Genomic DNA, 19,637 nt, shown 5'->3' on the forward strand with positions numbered 1-19,637 from the left:
CCGCACCCGGACCCGCGGCGGCTCAGTTGATCTCGGCGAAGCGCTCCACGTCGTCGGTCTTGCCTGCGACCACGATCACATCGCCCTTCTGCGGCACGGTGTTCTCGGTGGCGTAGGTGAACTGCTCGCCGTGGTGCTTGATGCTGACCACCGTGATCCCGTACTTGGCGCGGATCCCGGTGTCGCCCAGGCGCCGGCCGATGACCTCGCGCGGGGCCCGGGTCTTGCCCAGCGCGAACCCCTCCTCGATCTCCACGTAGTCGAGCATCCGGCCGGAGACCAGGTGTGCGACGCGCTCGCCCATGTCGTGCTCGGGCAGTACCACGTGGTGTACGCCCACCTGCTGCAGGATGCGCCCGTGCCGGCGGCTGACCGCCTTGGCCCAGATGTGCGGCACGCCCATGTCCACCAGCAGGGAGGCGGCCAGAATGCTCTCCTCCAGGTGGGTGCCGATCGCCACCACGGCGCGGGAGAACTCGTGCGCCCCGATCTGGCGCAGGGCCTCCTCGTCGGTGGCGTCGGCGACCACGGTGTGGGTCAGCGACTCGGCGTAGGCCTGGACCAGCCGGGGGCTGGAGTCCATGCCCAGGACCTCCCAGTTGTGCGCCACCAGTTCCAGGGCCAGGGAACTGCCGAACCGCCCCAGTCCGATGACGAGGACGCGCTTGTCGTTGGTCTTGGTGCGCGGCACTGCCGTTTCTCCTTGCTCGTCTAACCGATGATGGGGCGCGACTCGGGCAGGTCGTAGCGCTTGGTCCGCTCGCGCAGGGCCAGGGCCGCGGCGAAGGTCACCGGCCCGATCCGGCCGGCGACCATCAGCACGACCAGCAGGATATGGGCCGCGGGCGGCAGGTCCGGGGTGATCCCGGTGGAGAGCCCCACCACGGCCGAGGCCGAGATCACCTCGAACAGGATGCGCACCAGGTCGTAGGAGGTGGCCGCGAGCAGCGCCACCGTGGACAGCACCACCACCGTCATGGACAGGAACAGCAGGCTCAGCGACTGGCGGATGACGCCGGGGGAGAGCTTGCGGCCGAAGACGTGCACCTGCGGGTTGCCGCGGATCTCGGCCCAGACCACCAGGAAGATCACGGCCAGCGTGGCGACCTTGATCCCGCCGGCGGTCCCGGCGCTGCCCCCGCCCACGAACATCAGCATCATCACGACCATTAGCGTGGCCTGGTTCATCTCGCCCACGTCGATCACGTTGAACCCGCCGCTGCGCGGCATGACGCCGTGGAAGGTGCCGTCCAGGATCCGCTGCCACCAGCTCATCTGCCCCAGGGTGGCGGGGTTGTTCCACTCCAGCAGGGTCACCGCGACCGCGCCCATCAGGAACAGCAGCGAGGTGGTGACCACGGTGAGCTTGGTGTGCAGGGTCCACTTGCGCGGGCGCCGCAGGTGCCGGCGGAGCTCCAGGAGCACCGGGAAGCCGAGCCCGCCCAGCACGGTGCCCAGCGCGGCGGGCAGGACCACCAGCGGGTCGGCGGCGAAGCGGGTCAGGCTGTCGGTGAACAGCGACAGGCCCGCGTTGTTGAACGAGGACACCGAGTGGAACACGCCCCGGTACAGCGCCAGGTGCGGCGCCATGCCGTGCTCCAGCCAGAACCGCGGCACCAGCACGGCGGCCACGGCGGCCTCGCACAGCAGGCTGGCCAGCACGATCCGGCCCACCACCCCGCGCACGTCGCCCACCTGCAGGGCGCGGGTTTCGGCCTGCACGCTCAGCTGCATGCGCAGCCCGAACCGGTGGATCACCACCACGCCCAGCACCGAGGCCAGCGTCATGATCCCGATCCCGCCGATCTGGATCAGCACGAGGACCACGAGCTGGCCGAACACGGACAGCTCGGCGCCCAGGTCGATCACGCTCAGCCCGCACACCGCCAGGGCTGTGGTGGAGGTGAACAGCGCGTCGACGAAGCCCAGGCCCGAGCCCCGCGCGTGCGCGGCCGGCAGCATCAGCAGGCCGGCGCCGAGCAGGTCCACCGCCACGAAGCACAGCACGAAGATGCTGGCCGGGCGCTTCCACAGGCTGCGCAGCGGGTCGTCGCGCTTGGCGCTCACGCGCCTCTCGTCGGCGAACCCCGACGCGAACGCTTTGCGTGGCATGCTCGCTTCGCAGCTCCGTCCTGGTGACGCGTTGCCGTCGGCCCGCAGCGGAGCCCGTCCGTTCCGACGGTCAGTGTCCTATGAAACCGCGTCCGGGGTGGAAGCGGGCCCTTCGCCCCCGCGTGTCGGGCCGCCCGGCGCCCGTCCCACTCCCCGGCCGTCATTCTCCCGGAAGGGCCGCCCGCCCCTCGCCCCCGGCGGTGCGCGTCCCCAGGCGGCGGTAGTGCGCACTGCGGACGGCCAGCACGCAGGTGGACAGCACGGTGGCGATGAGCGAGGCGATGATGACGCCGGACTTGGCGTCCTCCATCATGTGCGGGTCGCCGGGGAAGGACAGCTCGGTGATGAGCAGGGACACGGTGAACCCGATCCCGGCGAGCATCGCCATGCCCGCGATGTCGATCCAGCTCAGCGACGGGTTGAGCTCGGCGGAGGTGAGCTTGGTGGTCACCCACGACCCGCCGAGGATGCCGATCAGCTTGCCGCCGACCAGGCCGATGATCACGCCGAGCGCCGCGGTGTCGGCGAAGATGGTGCCGAACCCGGTGAAGACCACCCCGGCCGACATCAGCGCGAACACCGGCAGCACGATCCCGTTGGCCCACGGCCGGATCAGGTGCTCGGCCCGGTGCGAGGGGGACTCGGTCTCGCCCCGCTGCGCCACGGTCCGCATCAGCATGCCCATGGCCACCCCGGCGATCGTGGCGTGCACGCCGCTGGCGTGGACCAGCATCCAGATCGCGGCGGCCAGAGGCAGGTAGAGGGTCCAGTTGGGCAGCCGGGAGGTGTTCAGCCGGGCGGCGAGGCCGACGCCGCGCTGGAGGTAGGCGAACACCGCCAGCAGCGCGATGGCGCCCAGCAGCGGGCCGAAGGAGACGTGGTCGGTGTAGAAGATCGCGATGACCACGATCGCGCCGAGGTCGTCGACGATGGCCAGGGTGAGCAGGAAGGTGCGCAGCGCCGGGGGCAGGTAGCGGCCGATCACCGCCAGCACCGCCACGGCGAAGGCGATGTCGGTGGCCATCGGGATGCCCCAGCCGTGCAGCGCCTCGGGGCGGCCCAGGTTGATCGCGGTGTAGAGCAGCGCGGGCACGACCATGCCGCAGAGCGCGGCCACGATGGGCAGCACCGCACGGCGGGGGTTGCGCAGCTCGCCGTGGACGAACTCCTGCTTGAGCTCGTTGCCGACGATGAAGAAGAACACCGCCAGCAGGGCGTCGGAGGCCCAGGCCTCCACCGACAGCTCCAGGTGCAGGCCGGAGGGGCCGAAGGTGAAGTCCCGGATGGCCTCGTAGGCGCCGCCCGCGGGGGAGTTGGCCCACACCAGCGCGACCACCGCACCGATGATCAGCAGGAACCCCGCGACCACGTCCTCGCGCAGTAGGTCGGCGGCCCCTCTGAGGCCGCGGCGTTGTGAAGCCATGCTTGGCGCTCCCCCCGAACCGGCTCGGCTGTCGTTCTGCGGCGGGTGCCGGCACTCGTCCCGGAACCGGTCGCGTGGACCGGCGGCCGTGCGGGGGGCTGCCTCGGCCGCGGGCGACTGCCGCGCCCCAGGGTCCGCGGGGCGCGTGCGCCGCGCAGAAGCCGGGCCGCATGGGGCCTGCCGTGGACGGGGCACCGTCGACCCGACCCCGTCGAGGATACTCATCGGATCCGGCGGAGCCGACCACCGGACCTGCGCAGGGGCTCCCGGGAGTGTCGGGGGCCCCGGAGGCGGCCCGTGAGCGGTGCCGACACGCGGGGGAGCCCGGCCGTGGACGCGCCCGCGCCCGCCGTGAGCGCCCTACGGGTGGCGGGCGCCCTCGTGGTCGGCGTGGCCGGCCGGTTCCAGCTGGAGTGTGGAGTGCTCCACATCGAAGTGGCCGTCCAGGCAGGCGTGCAGCTCGTCCAGCATGCGCCCGGCGTCGGCCAGGTGCCCGTCGGCGACCACCACGTGCGCCGAGAGCACCGGCACCCCGGAGGTGATGGTCCAGGCGTGCAGGTCGTGCACGTCGATGACGCCGGGCTGGCGGAGCATGTGCGCGCGCACGTCCTGCAGGTCCACCCCGCGGGGCGTCGCCTCCAGCAGCACGTGCACCGACTCGCGCAGCAGCGACCAGGCGCGCGGCACGATGATCGCGGCGATGATCAGTGAGATCACCGTGTCCACCGCCGACCAGCCGGTGGCCCAGATGACCGCGCCGCCCACGATCACGCCGACCGAGGCCATGGCGTCGCCCATCACCTCCAGGTAGGCGCCGCGCACGTTGAGGCTCTCCCGCTGCCCCGAGCGCAGCACCAGCAGCGCCGCGATGTTGACCACCAGCCCGAACGCGGCCACGGCCATCACCCCGGGGCCGGAGACGTCGCGCGGCTCGGTGATGCGCTCGATGGCCTCGTAGGCGATGAACGCGCACAGCACGAACAGCAGGATCGCGTTGAGCGCGGCGGCCAGGACCTCGGCGCGCTGCAGCCCGAAGGTGCGCCGGGTGTCCGGCGGGCGGGCGGCGATCCAGACCGCGAACAGCGCCAGCATCACCCCGGCCGAGTCGGTGACGGTGTGCCCGGCGTCGGCGAGCAGCGCGAGGCTGCCCGAGAGGGCGGCACCGGCCACCTGCACCACGGCGACCGCGAGCATCAGCCCCAGCACCAGGGCGAGGCGTCCGCGGTGCGCACCGCCGGCGGTGGCGTGCCCGTGCCCGTGTCCGTGCCCGTGTCCGGCTCCCATGGCGCCTCCTGGCGGTGCGGGGCGGCGGTGCGCCGCCGACGGTTCAGCCCTCACTGTTTATACAGCCCCGGCTGTCTATACAGCAAATGCTGTAAAATGGTTTTCATGTTGACCTCCGAGCAGCGCCTCTCCGCGATCCACCGCCTCGGCCGCGCACTGGCCGATCCGACGCGCTGCCGCCTGCTCCTCGCCCTGCTGGAGGGGCCCGGGCACCCCGCCGGGCTGGCCGACACGCTGGGTCTTACCCGGCAGAACGTGTCGAACCACCTCGCCTGCCTGCGCGAATGCGGCCTGGTGCAGGGGCGTCAGAACGGCCGCCAGGTCTCCTACGAGCTGGTCGACACCTCCCTCGCGCACGCCCTGGAGGACCTGCTCGACGTGGTGTGGGGTGTGGCGCAGGAGCACACCCCGCCGGGGGAGTCCACCCCCGTCCCGGCCGGCTGACCGCCGGCGCCCGCACCCCGCCCGCCCCCGCCCCCGCCCGCGCCCCTGCCCGGGACCGGCGTACGGTGCGTGCGGCACGCGCGCCTGCGCCCCCGGTCGTACCCTCCTCCTCCCTGAGGAGGAGGCCGGGTAGCGCCATCCCTGACACGGGGCTGACACACCCCTGAGAGACCCCTGAATCCCGGCCCGGACGGCCCGTCCTGAGGTGAGACGCGAAGTATCGTGTGTTTCGCGTGCCCGGCGCACCCGGCGGCCCCGTTCCCGCCCCGCGGGTGAGTCCACACCACCGCCCGGCAGCGGACCGCGCAGAGCGGCGCGGACCGGCCCGGCGGTGCCGAACGCAGTGCCGTACTTCCTTCGAGGAGCACCGACTCTCATGTCCCCACCTGCCGAGACCGCTCTTGGCGACCCTGCGATCCCCCGCCCGCCCATGGGCGCGCGTGTGAGCGGAGGCCCGCAATGAACCGACTCATCACGACGTCCCTGGGCAACCGGGCCCTGATCCTGCTGGTGACGCTGTCGGCCGTGGTCTTCGGCGTGCTCGCCGCGGGCTCGGCCAAGCGCGAGCTCATGCCGTCCATGGACGTGCCCATGGTGACGGTGGGCGCCCAGTACCAGGGCGCCTCCCCCGAGGTGGTGGAGAACGAGGTCACGCTTCCGCTCGAGCAGGCGGTCAAGGGCGTGTCCGGCATCACCTCCTACAACTCCACCTCCGCCAACGGCAGCGCGCAGGTGGTCGCCGAGTTCGACTACGACGACAGCACCGACGACGTGGTGCGCGACGTGCAGAAGGCCGTGGACCAGGTCCAGGGCCAGCTGCCCGACGACGTCGAGCCCAGCGTGCAGTCCTTCGGCATCAACGACATGCCGGTGGTCATGCTGGCCGTCGGCGCCGGCGACGACGACGCCCAGGCGCTGGCCGAGCCGCTGCAGGAGACCGTCGCCCCCGAGATCGAGTCGATCGACGGGGTGCGCGGCGCGATGGTCACCGGCGTCAAGGAGACCAGCGTCGCCGTCACCCCCGACGAGGACGACCTGGAGGACGAGGGGCTCAGCGACGCCGACGTCACCGCGGCCCTGCAGTCCAGCGGCGTGCTCTCGCCCGGCGGCGACATCACCGAGGACGACCGCACCCTGACCGTCACCACCGGTTCGCGCCTGGAGTCCCTGGAGGACATCGAGGACGTGTGGGTCACGCCCGGGGCCGGAGGCGGCGGGGCGGCCGCCCAAGGGCCCGGGGCGGGCGCCGGTGCCGCGGGCGGCGCGGGCGCGGCCGGGGCGGCGCAGTCCGCCCCCGAGCCGGTGCGCCTGGGCGAGGTCGCCGATGTGGAGCTGCGGACCGAGGACAACGGCTCCATCACCCGCACCGACGGCAAGCCCAGCCTGGGCGTGATGGTGCTCAAGACCCCCGAGGGCAACACCGTCGAGATCTCCGAGGCCGTCCAGGAGCGCGTGTCCGACTTCGAGCGGACGCTGGGCGACGGCGCCGAGGTGAGCGTCGTCTTCGACCAGGCGCCCTACATCGACGAGTCCATCGTTGCGATGTTCGAGGAGGGCGTGCTCGGCCTGGTCTTCGCCATCGCGATCATCCTGGCGTTCCTGCTCTCGGTGCGCTCGACGCTGGTGGCTGCGGTGTCCATCCCCGTCTCGCTGCTGGTGGCGATGGTCGGCATGGAGGTCTTCGGCTACAGCCTGAACATCCTGACCCTGGGCGCCATCACCGTCTCCATCGGCCGCGTGGTCGACGACTCCATCGTGGTGCTGGAGAACATCCGCCGCCACATGGGCTACGGCAAGGAGAAGATGGAGGCGGTCGCCACCGGCACCCGCGAGGTGGCCACGGCGATCACCTCCTCCACGCTGACCACCATCGCCGTGTTCCTGCCGATCGGCTTCGTCGGCGGCATGGTCGGCGAGCTCTTCCGGCCCTTCGCGGTCACCGTGAGCATCGCGCTGGCCGCCTCCCTGCTGGTGGCGCTGACCATCATCCCGGTGCTGGCCTACTGGTTCATGAAGCCGCGGCCGGTCCCGCCTGAGGAGGCCGAGCGGATCCGGGCCGAGGAGCGCGCCAAGGAGCTGCGCTCCCCGCTGCAGCGCGCCTACCTGCCGGTCATCCGCTGGACCACCCGCCACCGGGTGCTGTCCCTGACCGCCTGCATCGCGCTGCTGATCGGCACCTTCGCGCTGGCCTTCAGCCCCGCGCTCAAGACCAACTTCCTGGGCGACGACGGGCAGAACACCTACCAGGCCACCCAGGAGCTGCCGCCCGGCACCTCCGCGGACAAGGCCGACGCCGAGGCCCAGAAGGTCGAGGAGCAGCTGGAGGGCCTGGCCTGGGTGGAGTCCTACCAGGCCTCGGTCGGCGGCGGCGACCCGATGGCGGCGATGATGGGCGGCGGCGCTGGGAGCACCAGCTACACCATCACCACCGACCCCGACGGCGACCAGGCCGCCTACCAGGAGAAGCTGCGCCAGGCCTTCGCCGACGTGGACACCGACAACGAGGTCGTGCTCGCCGACTCCGGCGGCATGGGTTCGGCGCTGGAGGTCCAGGTCACCGCGGACGACACCGAGACGCTGGAGGAGGCGGCCGACGAGGTCGAGGAGGCGGTGCGCGACATCGACGGCGCCGCCGACGTGGAGAACAGCATCGCCGCCGCGCTCCCCATGCTCCAGGTGGAGGTCGACGGTGAGAAAGCCGCCGAGGAGGGGCTGAGCCAGGCCCAGGTCGGCCAGGCCGTCTCCGAGGCCTTCCAGGGCGAGACCGTGGGCAGCGCCAGCATCGACGACCGCCGCCACGACGTGGTGGTGCACGTCAAGGGCGCGCCCGGATCGGTGGAGGACCTGGAGGACCTGGAGATCGCCGCGCCCGCGGGCGGCACGGTCGACCTCGAGGACGTCGCCGACGTCGAGGAGGTCGTGCAGGCCCCCGAGCTCAACCGCACCGACGGCGTCACCAGCGCCACGGTGTCGGCCTCGCCGACCGCCGACGACCTGGGCCGGGTCAGCGCCGAGCTGGCGCAGGCCCTGGACACCCTGGACCTGCCCGAGGGCGCCCAGGCCGAGATCGGCGGCGTCAGCGCCGACCAGAACGAGGCCTTCGCCCAGCTGGGCGTGGCCATGCTGGCCGCGGTCGTGATCGTCTACCTGATCATGGTGGCGACCTTCAAGAGCCTGATGCAGCCCTTCATCCTGCTGGTGTCGATCCCGTTCGCCGCCACGGGCTCGCTGGGCCTGCTGATGCTCACCGGCCAGCCGCTGGGCCTGCCGGCGATGATCGGGCTGCTGATGCTGATCGGCGTGGTGGTCACCAACGCCATCGTGCTCATCGACCTGATCAACCAGTACCGGGCGCAGGGCATGGAGCTGCGCGAGGCGGTTGTGGAGGGCTCCCGGCACCGGCTGCGCCCGATCCTGATGACGGCGCTGGCCACCATGGGGGCGCTGACCCCGATGGCGCTGGGCATCACCGGCGGCGGGGCGTTCATCTCCCAGCCGCTGGCCCTGGTGGTGATCGGCGGCCTGTTCACCTCGACGCTGCTCACCCTGGTCCTGGTGCCGGTGCTCTACACCATGGCCGAGGGCCGCAAGGAGCGCCGCGCCAAGCGCCGGGCCGCCAAGCGCGAGGCCGAGCTGGAGCGGGTGCGCGCCGAGCGGCGCGAGGCGGGCGCCGGGGACGGCGCCGACCGCGGCGCCGCGTCCGAGGAGCGGGCCGAGGTGGAGTGAGCCGGACCGGAACCCGCGCACGCGGGGAACCGGATCCCGGCCGGGGGCGGCGGGCGGCGGGTGCCGTCCGCCGCCCCCGTGCACGTCCGTGCGCTGGGACGGCGCCGTGCGAGCGCCCCCACCTGGCCTGATCGGCTTCGCACGGCGCACGGTGACACCGCCGCGCCGTTTTGCGATCCGCTGTTATCCCAGGCAAGCTGCCCCTTATGGATAGCAGGGACAGGGACCTCGACGACCTCGTCCGCCAGGAGCTGGGGGAGGAACCGTCGCAGGAGGCCAAGGACTACGCCCGCGAGCTGTACGAGAAGTACCGGATGAAGGTGTTCGGCTCGGACGCCGGCGACAAGGACGCGCAGACCGACGGGGCCGAAGGGGGCGAGTAGTGCTCGGGCCCGGGCCCAGCGAAGCACGGAAGGCACGCACCGAAGACGGACGGGGTCTCCCCCGCGGGGGAGACCCTTCGTCGTGTCCGGGGCCCTGCGCGTCCGCCGGCCGGGAGGGGCGGTCGCGCCGGCCCGGCAGGCCTCTCCCACTGCCGGGGTCCCCGGCCTGAGACGCGGGCGTCCCCTCGGACACGCCCCGTGCGCCGGTCCGGGCCGGACCGGCGCGGAGGGCCGGTCGGCGGGTCCTCTCCTCCGGCTCCTCCAGAGGCGGCCGACCGCCTCCGGCCGATGGGGCGTCCAGGAGGCGCGCCTCCACCGCGGCGCTCAGGCCGTGCGGCGGGCGGTCTCCGTCTCCGGGTCGTTCTCGACGTCCTCCGGTTCGGGCGCGGGACCGGTCTCCTCGGCCGCCTCCCAGACCATTTCGTACCAGACGGTCCGGCCGAGGCCGCCTGAGCGGTGCTCGGTGCCCCACTTGGCGGCCAGCACCTCCACCATGTCCAGCCCCCGGCCGTGCTCGGCGGTGTCGTAGGGGCCGCGGTGCTGGGCCCGGGGGTGCTCGGGGCTGCCCAGGTCGCGCACCTCCACCCGGGTCCACCCCGGTGCGGTGTGCACGCTGACCTCGAACTTGCCCCCGGCGGTGCCGGATGCGCTGTGCGTGATGGCGTTGGTCGCCAGTTCGCTGGTGAGCAGCGTCGCGGTGGCGACCTCGGGGCTGTGCGCCAGCGCCCGCTCGACGAAGCGGCGCGCGTGCTTGATCTGGTGGGCCAGGCCGGGGAACCTGCGGCGGGCCGGTGGCCCCGGCGCGTCGGGCGGTACGGGGTGTTCTGTCATGGTCATCGCCGGACGATCGATGGACGGATGGATCGTGCCCGGGCGCGGGGCGCGTCCGAGCGGGTCCTCGCCGGGCGGCGTCCGATGCCCGCGCGGGTCACGGCGCTGGAGGAATCGGTCGAGGACCGCTCGCTGGGGGACGGTGTGGACGTGTCGGGCGGCCGGCATCGGAGGGGGAGGACACCGGACGCGTTCAGGGGAGACGAATCCACGGACAGGATACGCCCGCTGACTTCCGGTGAGTCGCACGGGGGGTGGTGTGGGGCACAGGGCCCCCGAGCCGCAGGGGACGCGGAGCCTGCGGCGGGACGGACGCGGGGTCGGCACCGGCCGGACACACCGCTGCCGGCGGGGGAACAGGTCTGTCACGAAGGGCCGTGTTTCGGCTACGGTGCGTCTGAGATGTGGTCCCGGACACACGGGGAGGGCGATGCGTGCCGGGGTTTTGGCGGTGCATTCACCGCGGATTCACCGCGGCGAGCGGCGTCTTCGCCAGTGTCGGGGACGTCCGGGCACCGCCGGTCCGGCTCCCACGGCCGACGGGGCCCGCGGGCATCACCCCGTTGACCTTCAGGAGGACGTTCCGTGCCCGATTCCGCGCCCCGACGCACGCTGCCGCTGATCGGCCAGGCGGGCGGCGGGAGATCCAGGGCCACCTGCCGCCTGCGCTGCGGCGACGCCTGCTTCCACGAAGCCCCCAACAAGAGCGCCAACCCGTATTTCGGTGACATCTTCAGCGGCATGGTCTCGCGCCGCAACGCCCTGCGCGCCGGCGCGGTGGGCGCCGGGGCCGCGGCAGGGTTCGCCGCCCTGGGCGGCCTGGCCGCACCGGCCTCGGCCAAGCCGGGCAGGGGCGACCCGCGCCTGACCTTCAAGGGACTGAAGAGCACCCCGGGGACCCGCCCCGACGCCGTCGAGGTGCCCTGGGGGTACCGCCACCGCGTCGTGATCAGCTGGGGCGACCCCGTCCTGCCGGACGCGCCGGAGTTCGACTTCGACGGCCAGACCCCCGAGGCGCAGGCCAAGCAGTTCGGCTACAACTGCGACTACGTCGGCTTCGTCCCGCTGGACCGGGGACACGGCCACGGAAAGGGCAAGGGGAAGGGCCACGGCAACGGCAAGGGGTACGGGCACCGTCCCCGGCGCGGACTGCTGTGGGTCAACCACGAGTACACCAACGAGAACCTGATGTTCCGTGAGTTCTCCAACGACACGGCCACCGAAGAGCAGATGCGGATCGCCATGGCCGCGCACGGCGGCTCGGTCGTGGAGATCGTGCGGATGGGCGCCGGCGGCGCCTGGAAGGTCGCCAAGGGCCGCCGCCGGTTCAACCGGCGCATCACGGCCGAGACCCCCTTCGAGGTGACCGGACCGGCCGCCGGTAGCGAGCTGCTGCGCACCGAGGCCGACCCCTCGGGCACCGAGGTGCTGGGCATGCTCAACAACTGCTCCGGCGGGACCACCCCCTGGGGCACCTTCCTCACCTGTGAGGAGAACTTCCACCAGTACTTCGTCAACGCCGACGGCGCGCCGGAGGAGGCCCGGGAGAAGCTGGCGCGCTACGGCATGACCGGGGGCGAGTCGGGCCGCCGCTGGAACCGCGTCGACGAGCGGTTCGACCTGTCCAAGCACCCCAACGAGGCCAACCGCTTCGGCTGGGTGGTCGAGGTCGACCCGACGGACCCCTCGGCCAAGCCCCGCAAGCGCACCATGCTGGGCCGCTTCAAGCACGAGGGGGCCAACCCGCGCATCACCGAGGACGGCCGCGTGGCGGTGTACCTGGGCGACGACGAGCGCTTCGACTACATCTACAAGTTCGTCAGTGCGAAGAGGTTCAAGAAGGGCTCGGCCCGACACAACGCCACCCTGTTGGACACCGGGACGCTGTATGCGGCGCGCCTGACCGGCAACAGCCCGGCCGAGGAGATCGACGGCTCCGGCGAGCTGCCCTCCGACGGCGCCTTCGACGGCGTCGGCGAGTGGATCGCCCTGTGCAGCGACTCCGAGAGCTACGTCGAGGGCATGAGCGTGGCCGAGGTGCTGGTCTACACCCGCATCGCCGCCGACAAGGCGGGCGCCACCAAGATGGACCGTCCCGAGGACTTCGAGCCCAACCCGGTCACCGGCAAGGTGTACTGCGCACTGACCAACAACAGCGCGCGCGAGCCGGGCCAGGCCGACGAGCCCAACCCGCGCGGTCCCAACAAGCACGGCCACATCCTGGAGATCACCGAGGCCGGTGACGACGCGGGAGCCACCGAGTTCACCTGGGACGTGCCCATCGTCTGCGGGGACCCGGACGACCCGAGCACCTACTTCGCCGGGTTCGACAAGTCCAAGGTCGCGCGGATCTCCTCGCCGGACAACCTGACCTTCGACGACAAGGGCAACCTGTGGATCTCCACCGACGGCCAGAAGAAGCTGGAGATCAACGACGCGCTGCACGCGGTGCCGATGCGCGGGAAGTACAAGGGCGAGCTGAAGACCTTCGCCACCGTGCCGGTGGGGGCCGAGTGCTGCGGCCCGCTCATCACCGAGGACCAGAAGACGGCGTTCATCGCGCCGCAGCACCCCGGTGAGGACGGCACGGCGGAGGAGCCCCAGAGCACCTGGCCCAACGGGGACGTCCCGCGTCCGTCGGTGGTGGCCATCTGGCACGGCTGGGGCAAGGACATCGGCAGCTGACCCGGGCGGCCGCCGACCGGGCACCGGTCGGCGGCCGGTCCGCCGGGCCCCGGGGGCGTCGTGCCTCGCCGGGGCCCTCCCGTGCGCTCGGTGCGCGTCCCCCTGTTCCGAGATGGAATGATGGGACCCATGGTGCGAGAAGCAGACATTCCCCGGCTGGACGTGCCGAGCGCGGGGGTCCACCGCGCCGACCCCGAGCGCTACGACGGGCGCATGCCCTACCGGCGCAGCGGGCGCAGCGGCCTCGACCTCCCCGCGATCTCCCTGGGGCTGTGGCACAACTTCGGCGACGACCGGGCGCTGGAGACCCAGCGGGCCGTGCTGAGGCGGGCCTTCGACCTCGGCGTGACCCACTTCGACCTGGCCAACAACTACGGCCCGCCGCCCGGCTCGGCCGAGCTCAACTTCGGCCGCATCCTGCGCGAGGACTTCCGCGCCTACCGCGACGAGATCGTCGTGTCCACCAAGGCCGGCTACGAGATGTGGCCCGGCCCCTACGGCAGCGGCGGCGGGTCGCGCAAGTACCTGCTGGCCAGCCTCGACCAGTCGCTGGCCCGGATGGGCCTGGACCACGTCGACGTCTTCTACAGCCACCGGTTCGATCCCGACACGCCGCTCGAGGAGACGATGGGCGCCCTCGACGCCGCCGTGCGCTCGGGCAAGGCGCTCTACGCCGGGATCTCCTCCTACTCCCCGGAGCGCACCGCCGAGGCGGCGGCGATCATGCGGGAGCTGGGCACGCCGCTGCTCATCCACCAGCCCTCCTACTCGATGGTCAACCGCTGGATCGAGGACACCGGGCTGCTGGACACCCTGGAGGCCGAGGGCATGGGCTGCATCGTGTTCTCGCCCCTGGCTCAGGGCATGCTCACCGGCAAGTACCTGGACGGCGTCCCCGAGGGCTCCCGGGCGGCCTCGGGCAAGAAGTCGTTCCGCCCTGAATGGCTCAACGACGAGAGCCTGGAGACGGTCCGCGCGCTCAACGGCATCGCCGCCGAGCGCGGCCAGTCGCTGGCCCAGCTCGCCCTGCAGTGGGCGATGCGGGACCCCCGCGTCACCTCCGTGCTCATCGGCGCGAGCAGCGTCGGGCAGCTGGAGGACAGCCTGGAGGCGGTGCGCGGCCCGGAGCTGACCGCCGAGGAGCTGGACGCGATCGACACCCACGCCAAGGAGCTGGGGGTCAACATCTGGAAGCGCTCCAGCGACGGCTGACCGGGCCGCGCGGCACGGCCCGGGCCGGGGACGGCCGTCCCCGGCCCGGCCGCAGGCGGCGGGTGGGGCGGTGCAGGGGCCGGGAGACGAGGGAGAGGGGCGCAGGACGCCGATGGGCCGCACGACGATCGCGGTGCGCAGCGCCGAGACGGGGGACGCCGAGGCGATGGCGGAGGTGTTCCGCGCGGCCGGGGCGGCCGGATGGAGCCACTTCCTGCCGGAGGAGGAGCTGCGGAGCGAGCCCTTGCGCACCGCGGTGTTCGCGGCGGGGATCAGCGCGCCCGAGACGCGGGTCCTGGTCGCCGAGGAGGCCCCCGGCGCCGGGGGAGGGGCGGGCGGGATCGCCGGATTCACGCTGTGGCGGCCGCCGATGGGCCCGGCCGCATCGGCCGACGAGGCCGAGCTGCACTTGTTCTACGTGCACCCCGACCACTGGGGCGACGGCACCGCGCGCCTGCTGATGGACGAGGCGGTGCGGTCGATGCGCGCGCAGGGGCGCCGCCGGGCGCACCTGTGGACGGCCGAGCCCAACCACCGCCCGCGCGCCTTCTACGCCCGGGAGGGGTGGACGCCCGACGGCGGCCGCCGCTCCAAGACGCGCAACGGGGTCACCTTCACCGAGCTGCGCTACGGCAAGGAGCTGTGACGGCCGCATCCCGACGGCACGGGCGGGTCGGGACGGGCGCACCGCGCCCGCCCCGACCGCGGCCGGGGCCCGGCCGGCGTCGGCCGGGCCGGGCCGGGGCGGGCCGGGGCGGTCAGCCCTGGACGCCGGCCCTCTCGGACGGGTCGCCCTTGAGCAGCCCCATCATCCGGTCGGCCCCTTCGGGCTTGCGGGTGAGGGCGCTGACGGCCCAGACCGCCAGGGTCGAGGCGATGGCGCCGGGGACCAGCTCGTAGAGGACGTCGGAGAGGGTGTAGTACCAGACGATGGTGACCAGGGCCCCGGTGACGATGCCGGCGGCGGCCCCGGCGGCGGTGGTGCCGCGCCAGAACAGCGCCATGAGCAGCGGCGGGCCGAAGGCCGCGCCGAGCCCGGCCCAGGCGAACAGCACCAGCCAGAACACCAGGTCCTCCATGCCGGGGATGTACAGCATCCCCACCGCCAGCAGGCACAGGGCCAGGACCACCACGCGGCTGACCATGACCAGGCGGCGGGGGTTGAGGTCCTCGGCGTCCCGCTTGAGGATCCGCTGGTAGATGTCGCGGACCACGCCGGAGGTGGCCACCAGCAGCTGGGAGTCGGCCGAGGACATGATGGCGGCGAACACCGCCGCGACGAGCAGGCCCGCGACCACGCCCGGCAGGTACTCGCCGGCCAGGAACGGGAAGAGCTGCTCGCTGTCGGCGGAGGGGAGCGCGTCGACGCCGCCGTACACGGCTCGGCCGGACAGGCCGATGAACACCGCGCCCCAGCCCATCAGCACGTTCCACACCGTGCCCCACAGGGCCGCCGGGCGCAGGCTGCGCGGGTCGTCGATGGACATGTAGCGCACGATGATGTGCGGCTGGCCGGGCGATCCCAGGCCGATCCCCACCGCGGCGATGATGCCGCCGAAGCCGATGGCGTAGGGGTCGAGCAGGGCGGGGTCCAGCGCGCGCAGGGTGTCGAACATCGGCCCCCAGCCCAGCGAGGCCACCACCACGACGGGCAGCACCACCAGCCCGACGATCATGAAGACCGCCTGGACGGCGTCGCTGAGCGCGACCGCGACGTACCCGCCCAGCAGGGTGTAGGCCAGCACGACGCCCGCCGTGATCCACACTCCGGTGGTGTCGGCGACCCCGAACGTCCCGGCGAAGGCCTTGCCCCCGGCGGCGAACTGGGAGGAGACGTAGGCGGTCATGAACAGCACGATGACCACGACCACCAGGACGCGCAGGCCCTGCCCGCCGCCGAGCCGGCTGGCGAAGAAGTCGGGCAGGGTGATGTCCTTCATCTTGCCGGTGAACCGGCGCAGGCGCGGTGCGGCGAACAGGAAGAGGAACAGCTCGACCGTGGTGTAGCCGACCACCGACCATACGGCCGCGGCGCCGTCGACGAAGGCCAGGCCGGTCACGCCCAGCACCAGCCAGCCGCTGCGGCCCGAGGTCACCGCGCTCATGGCGACGACGAAGTGCTTCATCGCGCGGCCGCCGAGGAAGAAGTCGGTCATCGAGCTGGACCGGGCGCCCGCGGCGTACAGGGCGATGCCGACCAGCAGGAGCAGGTAGAGGACGAACGAGGCGACGATCGCCCAGTCGGTCTCGATGGACACGGCGGTATCGCTCACCGGGCCGCCCCCCTCTCCCGCGTCGCCGCGTAGCCGAGGACGGCGGCGGCCAGGACCAGGAGCGGTAACACGAACAGGGTGAAGGAGAGGGCGAAGGTCATGGGGGGTCCTCCGGTTCGATGGGGTCGTCGGCCCCGTGCGGGGCGGGGCCCGTGACGGTGGTCACGCAAGCTAGTGCCCGTGCGCCGCCGAACACGACCGCCTCTTAGCGGGACGCCGGTGACGAAGAGTGACCTCCAGTGACATATGCGACCTCTTGCTCGGAAGATCACCAGGGCGTGTGATCACGGTGTGATGCAACGGACGTGGAGTCGTGATCCATACCGGTCGGTCGGGCGCGGTGGCCGAGGGTCGGAACCGGGTATTGACACCCCGGCGCCCCGGTGGTCCACTGACGGCGTACCGCCTGCCGAACAAGCACTCGCTTGGCGCGACGTCCCGACTCCCCCCCTCACGGAAGGCCGAACGCCACGATGCCCGACGCCACATTGGCGGCGCGTGCCGCCGTACTCATGGAGCAGCCCGGATCCTGGCAGGTCGTCGACGTCGACCTGGCCGAGCCGCGGGCCGGAGAGGTCCGGGTGCGGTTCAAGGCCGCCGGGCTGTGCCACTCCGACGCCCACGCCGCATCGGGGGCCATGCCCGTCTCGCAGCTGCCGCTGATCGGCGGCCACGAAGGGGCCGGTGTGGTGGAGGAGGTCGGGCCGGGCGTGGACCGGCTCGCGCCGGGCGACCGGGTCGCCGCCCAGTTCGTGCCCAGCTGCGGGCACTGCCCCAACTGCCGCCGCGGCCGGCTGAACATGTGCGACCTGGCGGTGTTCGGGCTGGCCGGCTCGATGCCCGACGGCACCTTCCGCGCCCGGGTCCAGGGGCGCGACGCCGGCCAGATGACGATGCTGGGGACCTTCGCCGAGCGGGCCGTGGTGCCGCAGTACTCGCTGGCGCCCATCCCCGACGGCGTCTCCTTCGAGGCCGCGGCGCTGGTCAGCTGCGGCGTGGTGACCGGCTGGGGCTCGGCGGCCAACGCGGCCGGGGTGGGCTTCGGCGACACGGTGATCGTCATGGGCACCGGCGGGGTGGGGATGAACGCCCTGCAGGGCGCTGCCGCGCGCGGCGCGGCGCACGTCATCGCGGTCGACCCGGTCGCCTTCAAGCGCGAGGCCGCGCTGGGGTTCGGCGCCACGGCGGCGGTGGCCACCATGGCCGAGGCGGCCGACCACGCCCGCCTGGTCACCGGCGGGCAGGGCGCCGACGCGGCCATCGTGTGCGTGGGGAACCTGGAGCCCGGCCACGTGGCCGAGGCCTTCGCCGCGATCGGCCGCGGCTCGACCGTCGTCGTCACCGGCATCGGCGACGCCTCCGCGGTGGGGCTGCCGATCAACCTCTGGGAGATGGCGATGACCGGGAAGCGCATCCAGGGGACGCTGTACGGGACGGACACCCCGGGCGACGCCATCCCGCGCCTGCTGGAGATGTACAAGGCGGGCCGGCTGAAGCTGGACGAGCTCATCACGCGCCGGTACAAGCTCGACGAGATCGCCACGGCCTATCAGGACCTGCGCGAGGGGCGCATCATCCGCGGAGTGGTCCTGCACGGGGACGAGGGCGGATCCGGCTGACCGGGCGGGCCGGGCGGCCCGTTCTCGGGGCGCGGCCCGTGGAACGTGAATCAGCGATCGCCCGTCGGGGCCACCGTCAGGCCGGGTCGGTAAGTGTGCGTTAACAACGGAGGAAAAGGTCGCCGAAACACCGGGATTCCCCGTGTCCGCAGGGCTATCGGGAATCGTGCACGTGCACGGGCGTTTCCGGTCTGCCGCGGATCCCCGCCGAGGGCAAGCGGCCTCCGAACGGCGCCCGAGCGCCCCGGGCGGTTCCGGGGAGCGCCTGCGGCGCCGCGTTTTCCGGGCCGCCCGGGGCGCGATTTCGGACGCTACGCACGGGGGAGTTCGGGGTCGGGCGGAAGTGCTCCCCGGTCCTTCGAAATTGGACGATCGGATCCTCGTTGTGCTTTCTTGATGTCACGGTGACCGGTCGGTGTCCTGTGAGCCAGCACACTCGTTGAAATTCCGGGCACCGACCGTGAACCGGAAGAAAAGCACGTTTCGGTGGTCGTCGGGAGCGAACCTCGCCGGTGGCGCACGGGATCCCCACCCCCTGATCGCCCGCGGGTGCGGGGGAGTTCCCCGCAGCCCCGGCCCGGCGCGGTCGGCGGCCTCCGATGCACCGGTGCGAACGCACGCCGCGGTGCGGGCATCGCAGGGTTGGAGGCCTCTTTTGTGGTTGTTCCTGGTCAGACGACTGGTGAATTATCTGGTCCTGATCGTCGTGGCCACGACCTGCGCCTACCTCCTGGCGGCCTCCGCACTGAGCCCGCGCGTCAATTACGAGAACCAGAGCCCGCGCCCCACCGAGGCCGCGGTCGACGCGCGCCTGGACGAGCTCAATCTCAACGACAAGACACCGCTGGCCGAGCGGTGGGTGGTCTGGGCCGGCGACGTGGTCACCGGTGATTTCGGAAAGACCGTCACCGGCGCATCGGTCAACGACGAGATCGAGATCCGCGTCCTGGTCTCGCTGCGGCTGATCATCGCCGGCGTCGTGATCGGCGCGAGCCTCGGTGTGGCGATCGGCGCCTATGCGGCGGTCAAGCAGTACGGGTTGTTCGACCACCTCTCCACCGGCGCGGCCTTCACCGTTCTGGCCGTTCCCGCCGTGGTCGTGGCCATCACCCTGCAGGTCGCCGCCATCTGGGTGAACGACGTCGCCGGCGAGCAGATGCTGATCTTCAACGGCGAGGCCACACCCGGACTGGACGCCGGCTTCTTCGGCACCCTGTGGGACCGGATGAAGCACATGTTCCTGCCGACCATGGCCCTGGCGCTGTCCCAGTTCGCGGTGTTCAGCCGCTACCAGCGCAACATGATGCTGGACGTCCTGGGGTCGGACTTCGTGCGCACGGCGCGCGCCAAGGGGCTGACCCGGCGGGCCGCACTGCTCAAGCACGCGCTGCGCACCGCGCTCATCCCCACCGTCACCTACTTCACCTTCACCTTCGGCGTGATGATGGCCGGGACCACCTTCACCGAGAAGGTCTACAACTGGAAGGGGATGGGGTCCTGGCTGATCGACTCCATCGCCACCAACGACGTGCACGCCGTCGCCGCGGTCTCCTGCTTCATGGCGGTGTGCGTGATGGCGGCGGCGTTCCTGTCCGACGTGCTCTATGCCTGGCTCGACCCGAGGGTGAGGGTGAGCTGATGGCCC

Annotated in this window: 14 protein-coding genes; 8 read left to right on the forward strand and 6 right to left on the reverse strand. The window is 72.3% G+C overall.

Going from position 1 to position 19,637, the window contains the following annotated elements; genetic code table 11:
• Positions 1–22: 22 nt before the first annotated feature.
• From C892_RS0111440 to C892_RS0111455, 4 genes are all read right to left on the reverse strand, one after another.
• A complete protein-coding gene (locus C892_RS0111440; RefSeq protein WP_017536966.1) occupies positions 23–691 on the reverse strand; it encodes a potassium channel family protein in 669 nt (222 codons plus the stop codon).
• 20 nt (positions 692–711) lie between these two features.
• Positions 712–2,112, reverse strand: coding sequence for a TrkH family potassium uptake protein (locus C892_RS0111445; protein ID WP_394296674.1), 1,401 nt, complete (start codon positions 2,110–2,112; stop codon positions 712–714).
• Positions 2,113–2,272: 160 nt separating this feature from the next.
• Positions 2,273–3,535: a Na+/H+ antiporter NhaA gene (nhaA, locus tag C892_RS0111450; RefSeq protein ID WP_026124300.1), complete on the reverse strand. Its 1,263-nt coding sequence runs from the start codon at positions 3,533–3,535 to the stop codon at positions 2,273–2,275.
• 360 nt (positions 3,536–3,895) lie between these two features.
• Positions 3,896–4,819, reverse strand: a complete 924-nt coding sequence (locus tag C892_RS0111455; RefSeq protein ID WP_017536963.1) for a cation diffusion facilitator family transporter — start codon at positions 4,817–4,819, stop codon at positions 3,896–3,898.
• 96 nt (positions 4,820–4,915) lie between these two features.
• Between C892_RS0111455 and cmtR the strand changes: the two genes are divergently transcribed.
• The 3 genes from cmtR to C892_RS31770 all read left to right on the forward strand — a co-directional run bounded on the left by cmtR (position 4,916) and on the right by C892_RS31770 (position 9,372).
• Positions 4,916–5,263, forward strand: coding sequence for a Cd(II)/Pb(II)-sensing metalloregulatory transcriptional regulator CmtR (gene cmtR / locus C892_RS0111460; protein WP_026124301.1), 348 nt, complete (start codon positions 4,916–4,918; stop codon positions 5,261–5,263).
• Positions 5,264–5,722: 459 nt separating this feature from the next.
• Complete coding sequence (locus C892_RS0111465; protein ID WP_017557304.1) at positions 5,723–8,989, forward strand: efflux RND transporter permease subunit; 3,267 nt, start codon at positions 5,723–5,725, stop codon at positions 8,987–8,989.
• Positions 8,990–9,195: 206 nt separating this feature from the next.
• Positions 9,196–9,372 carry a hypothetical protein gene (locus tag C892_RS31770; RefSeq protein WP_017536961.1) on the forward strand — a complete coding sequence of 59 codons (177 nt, stop codon included), beginning with the start codon at positions 9,196–9,198 and terminating at the stop codon, positions 9,370–9,372.
• A 324-nt stretch (positions 9,373–9,696) separates the two neighbouring features.
• On the opposite strand, the gene C892_RS0111475 is transcribed toward C892_RS31770, so the two are convergent.
• Entirely contained in the window at positions 9,697–10,209 is a 513-nt protein-coding gene (locus C892_RS0111475; protein WP_017557305.1) for an ATP-binding protein, read from the reverse strand.
• 579 nt (positions 10,210–10,788) lie between these two features.
• Between C892_RS0111475 and C892_RS0111480 the strand changes: the two genes are divergently transcribed.
• The 3 genes from C892_RS0111480 (at position 10,789) to C892_RS0111490 (ending at position 14,746) form a co-directional block, all read left to right on the forward strand.
• The gene (locus C892_RS0111480) at positions 10,789–12,888 is read left to right on the forward strand and encodes a PhoX family protein (RefSeq protein WP_017557306.1); all 2,100 of its coding nucleotides are present in this window, start codon (positions 10,789–10,791) and stop codon (positions 12,886–12,888) included.
• 129 nt (positions 12,889–13,017) lie between these two features.
• Positions 13,018–14,100 (forward strand): L-glyceraldehyde 3-phosphate reductase, encoded by a 1,083-nt coding sequence (mgrA, locus tag C892_RS0111485; protein ID WP_017536958.1) that lies wholly within the window; start codon positions 13,018–13,020, stop codon positions 14,098–14,100.
• 112 nt (positions 14,101–14,212) lie between these two features.
• On the forward strand, positions 14,213–14,746 hold the full coding sequence (locus tag C892_RS0111490) for a GNAT family N-acetyltransferase (protein WP_017557307.1): 534 nt from the start codon (positions 14,213–14,215) through the stop codon (positions 14,744–14,746).
• Positions 14,747–14,858: 112 nt separating this feature from the next.
• Here C892_RS0111490 and C892_RS0111495 read toward each other — a convergent pair whose 3' ends face one another.
• Complete coding sequence (locus C892_RS0111495; RefSeq protein WP_017557308.1) at positions 14,859–16,373, reverse strand: sodium/proline symporter; 1,515 nt, start codon at positions 16,371–16,373, stop codon at positions 14,859–14,861.
• Positions 16,374–16,846: 473 nt separating this feature from the next.
• Between C892_RS0111495 and C892_RS0111505 the strand changes: the two genes are divergently transcribed.
• Together C892_RS0111505 and C892_RS0111510 are read left to right on the forward strand one after the other, a co-directional pair.
• Positions 16,847–17,992, forward strand: coding sequence for an NDMA-dependent alcohol dehydrogenase (locus tag C892_RS0111505; protein WP_017536954.1), 1,146 nt, complete (start codon positions 16,847–16,849; stop codon positions 17,990–17,992).
• A 655-nt stretch (positions 17,993–18,647) separates the two neighbouring features.
• Positions 18,648–19,631 carry an ABC transporter permease gene (locus tag C892_RS0111510; protein WP_040685370.1) on the forward strand — a complete coding sequence of 328 codons (984 nt, stop codon included), beginning with the start codon at positions 18,648–18,650 and terminating at the stop codon, positions 19,629–19,631.
• Positions 19,632–19,637: the final 6 nt, after the last annotated feature.

This window comes from Nocardiopsis baichengensis YIM 90130 (assembly GCF_000341205.1).
GTDB classification, from domain to species: Bacteria; Actinomycetota; Actinomycetes; order Streptosporangiales; family Streptosporangiaceae; genus Nocardiopsis_A; species Nocardiopsis_A halophila.

What these genes read in the sequence shown, in the direction of transcription:
- C892_RS0111455 (WP_017536963.1), bottom strand. Translation starts at nt 4,819, where the DNA reads ATGGGAGCCGGACACGGGCACGGACACGGGCACGGGCACGCCACCGCC.
- nhaA (WP_026124300.1), bottom strand. Translation starts at nt 3,535, where the DNA reads ATGGCTTCACAACGCCGCGGCCTCAGAGGGGCCGCCGACCTACTGCGC.
- mgrA (WP_017536958.1), top strand. Translation starts at nt 13,018, where the DNA reads ATGGTGCGAGAAGCAGACATTCCCCGGCTGGACGTGCCGAGCGCGGGG.
- C892_RS0111475 (WP_017557305.1), bottom strand. Translation starts at nt 10,209, where the DNA reads ATGACCATGACAGAACACCCCGTACCGCCCGACGCGCCGGGGCCACCG.
- C892_RS0111490 (WP_017557307.1), top strand. Translation starts at nt 14,213, where the DNA reads ATGGGCCGCACGACGATCGCGGTGCGCAGCGCCGAGACGGGGGACGCC.
- C892_RS31770 (WP_017536961.1), top strand. Translation starts at nt 9,196, where the DNA reads ATGGATAGCAGGGACAGGGACCTCGACGACCTCGTCCGCCAGGAGCTG.
- cmtR (WP_026124301.1), top strand. Translation starts at nt 4,916, where the DNA reads ATGGTTTTCATGTTGACCTCCGAGCAGCGCCTCTCCGCGATCCACCGC.
- C892_RS0111505 (WP_017536954.1), top strand. Translation starts at nt 16,847, where the DNA reads ATGCCCGACGCCACATTGGCGGCGCGTGCCGCCGTACTCATGGAGCAG.
- C892_RS0111445 (WP_394296674.1), bottom strand. Translation starts at nt 2,112, where the DNA reads ATGCCACGCAAAGCGTTCGCGTCGGGGTTCGCCGACGAGAGGCGCGTG.
- C892_RS0111465 (WP_017557304.1), top strand. Translation starts at nt 5,723, where the DNA reads ATGAACCGACTCATCACGACGTCCCTGGGCAACCGGGCCCTGATCCTG.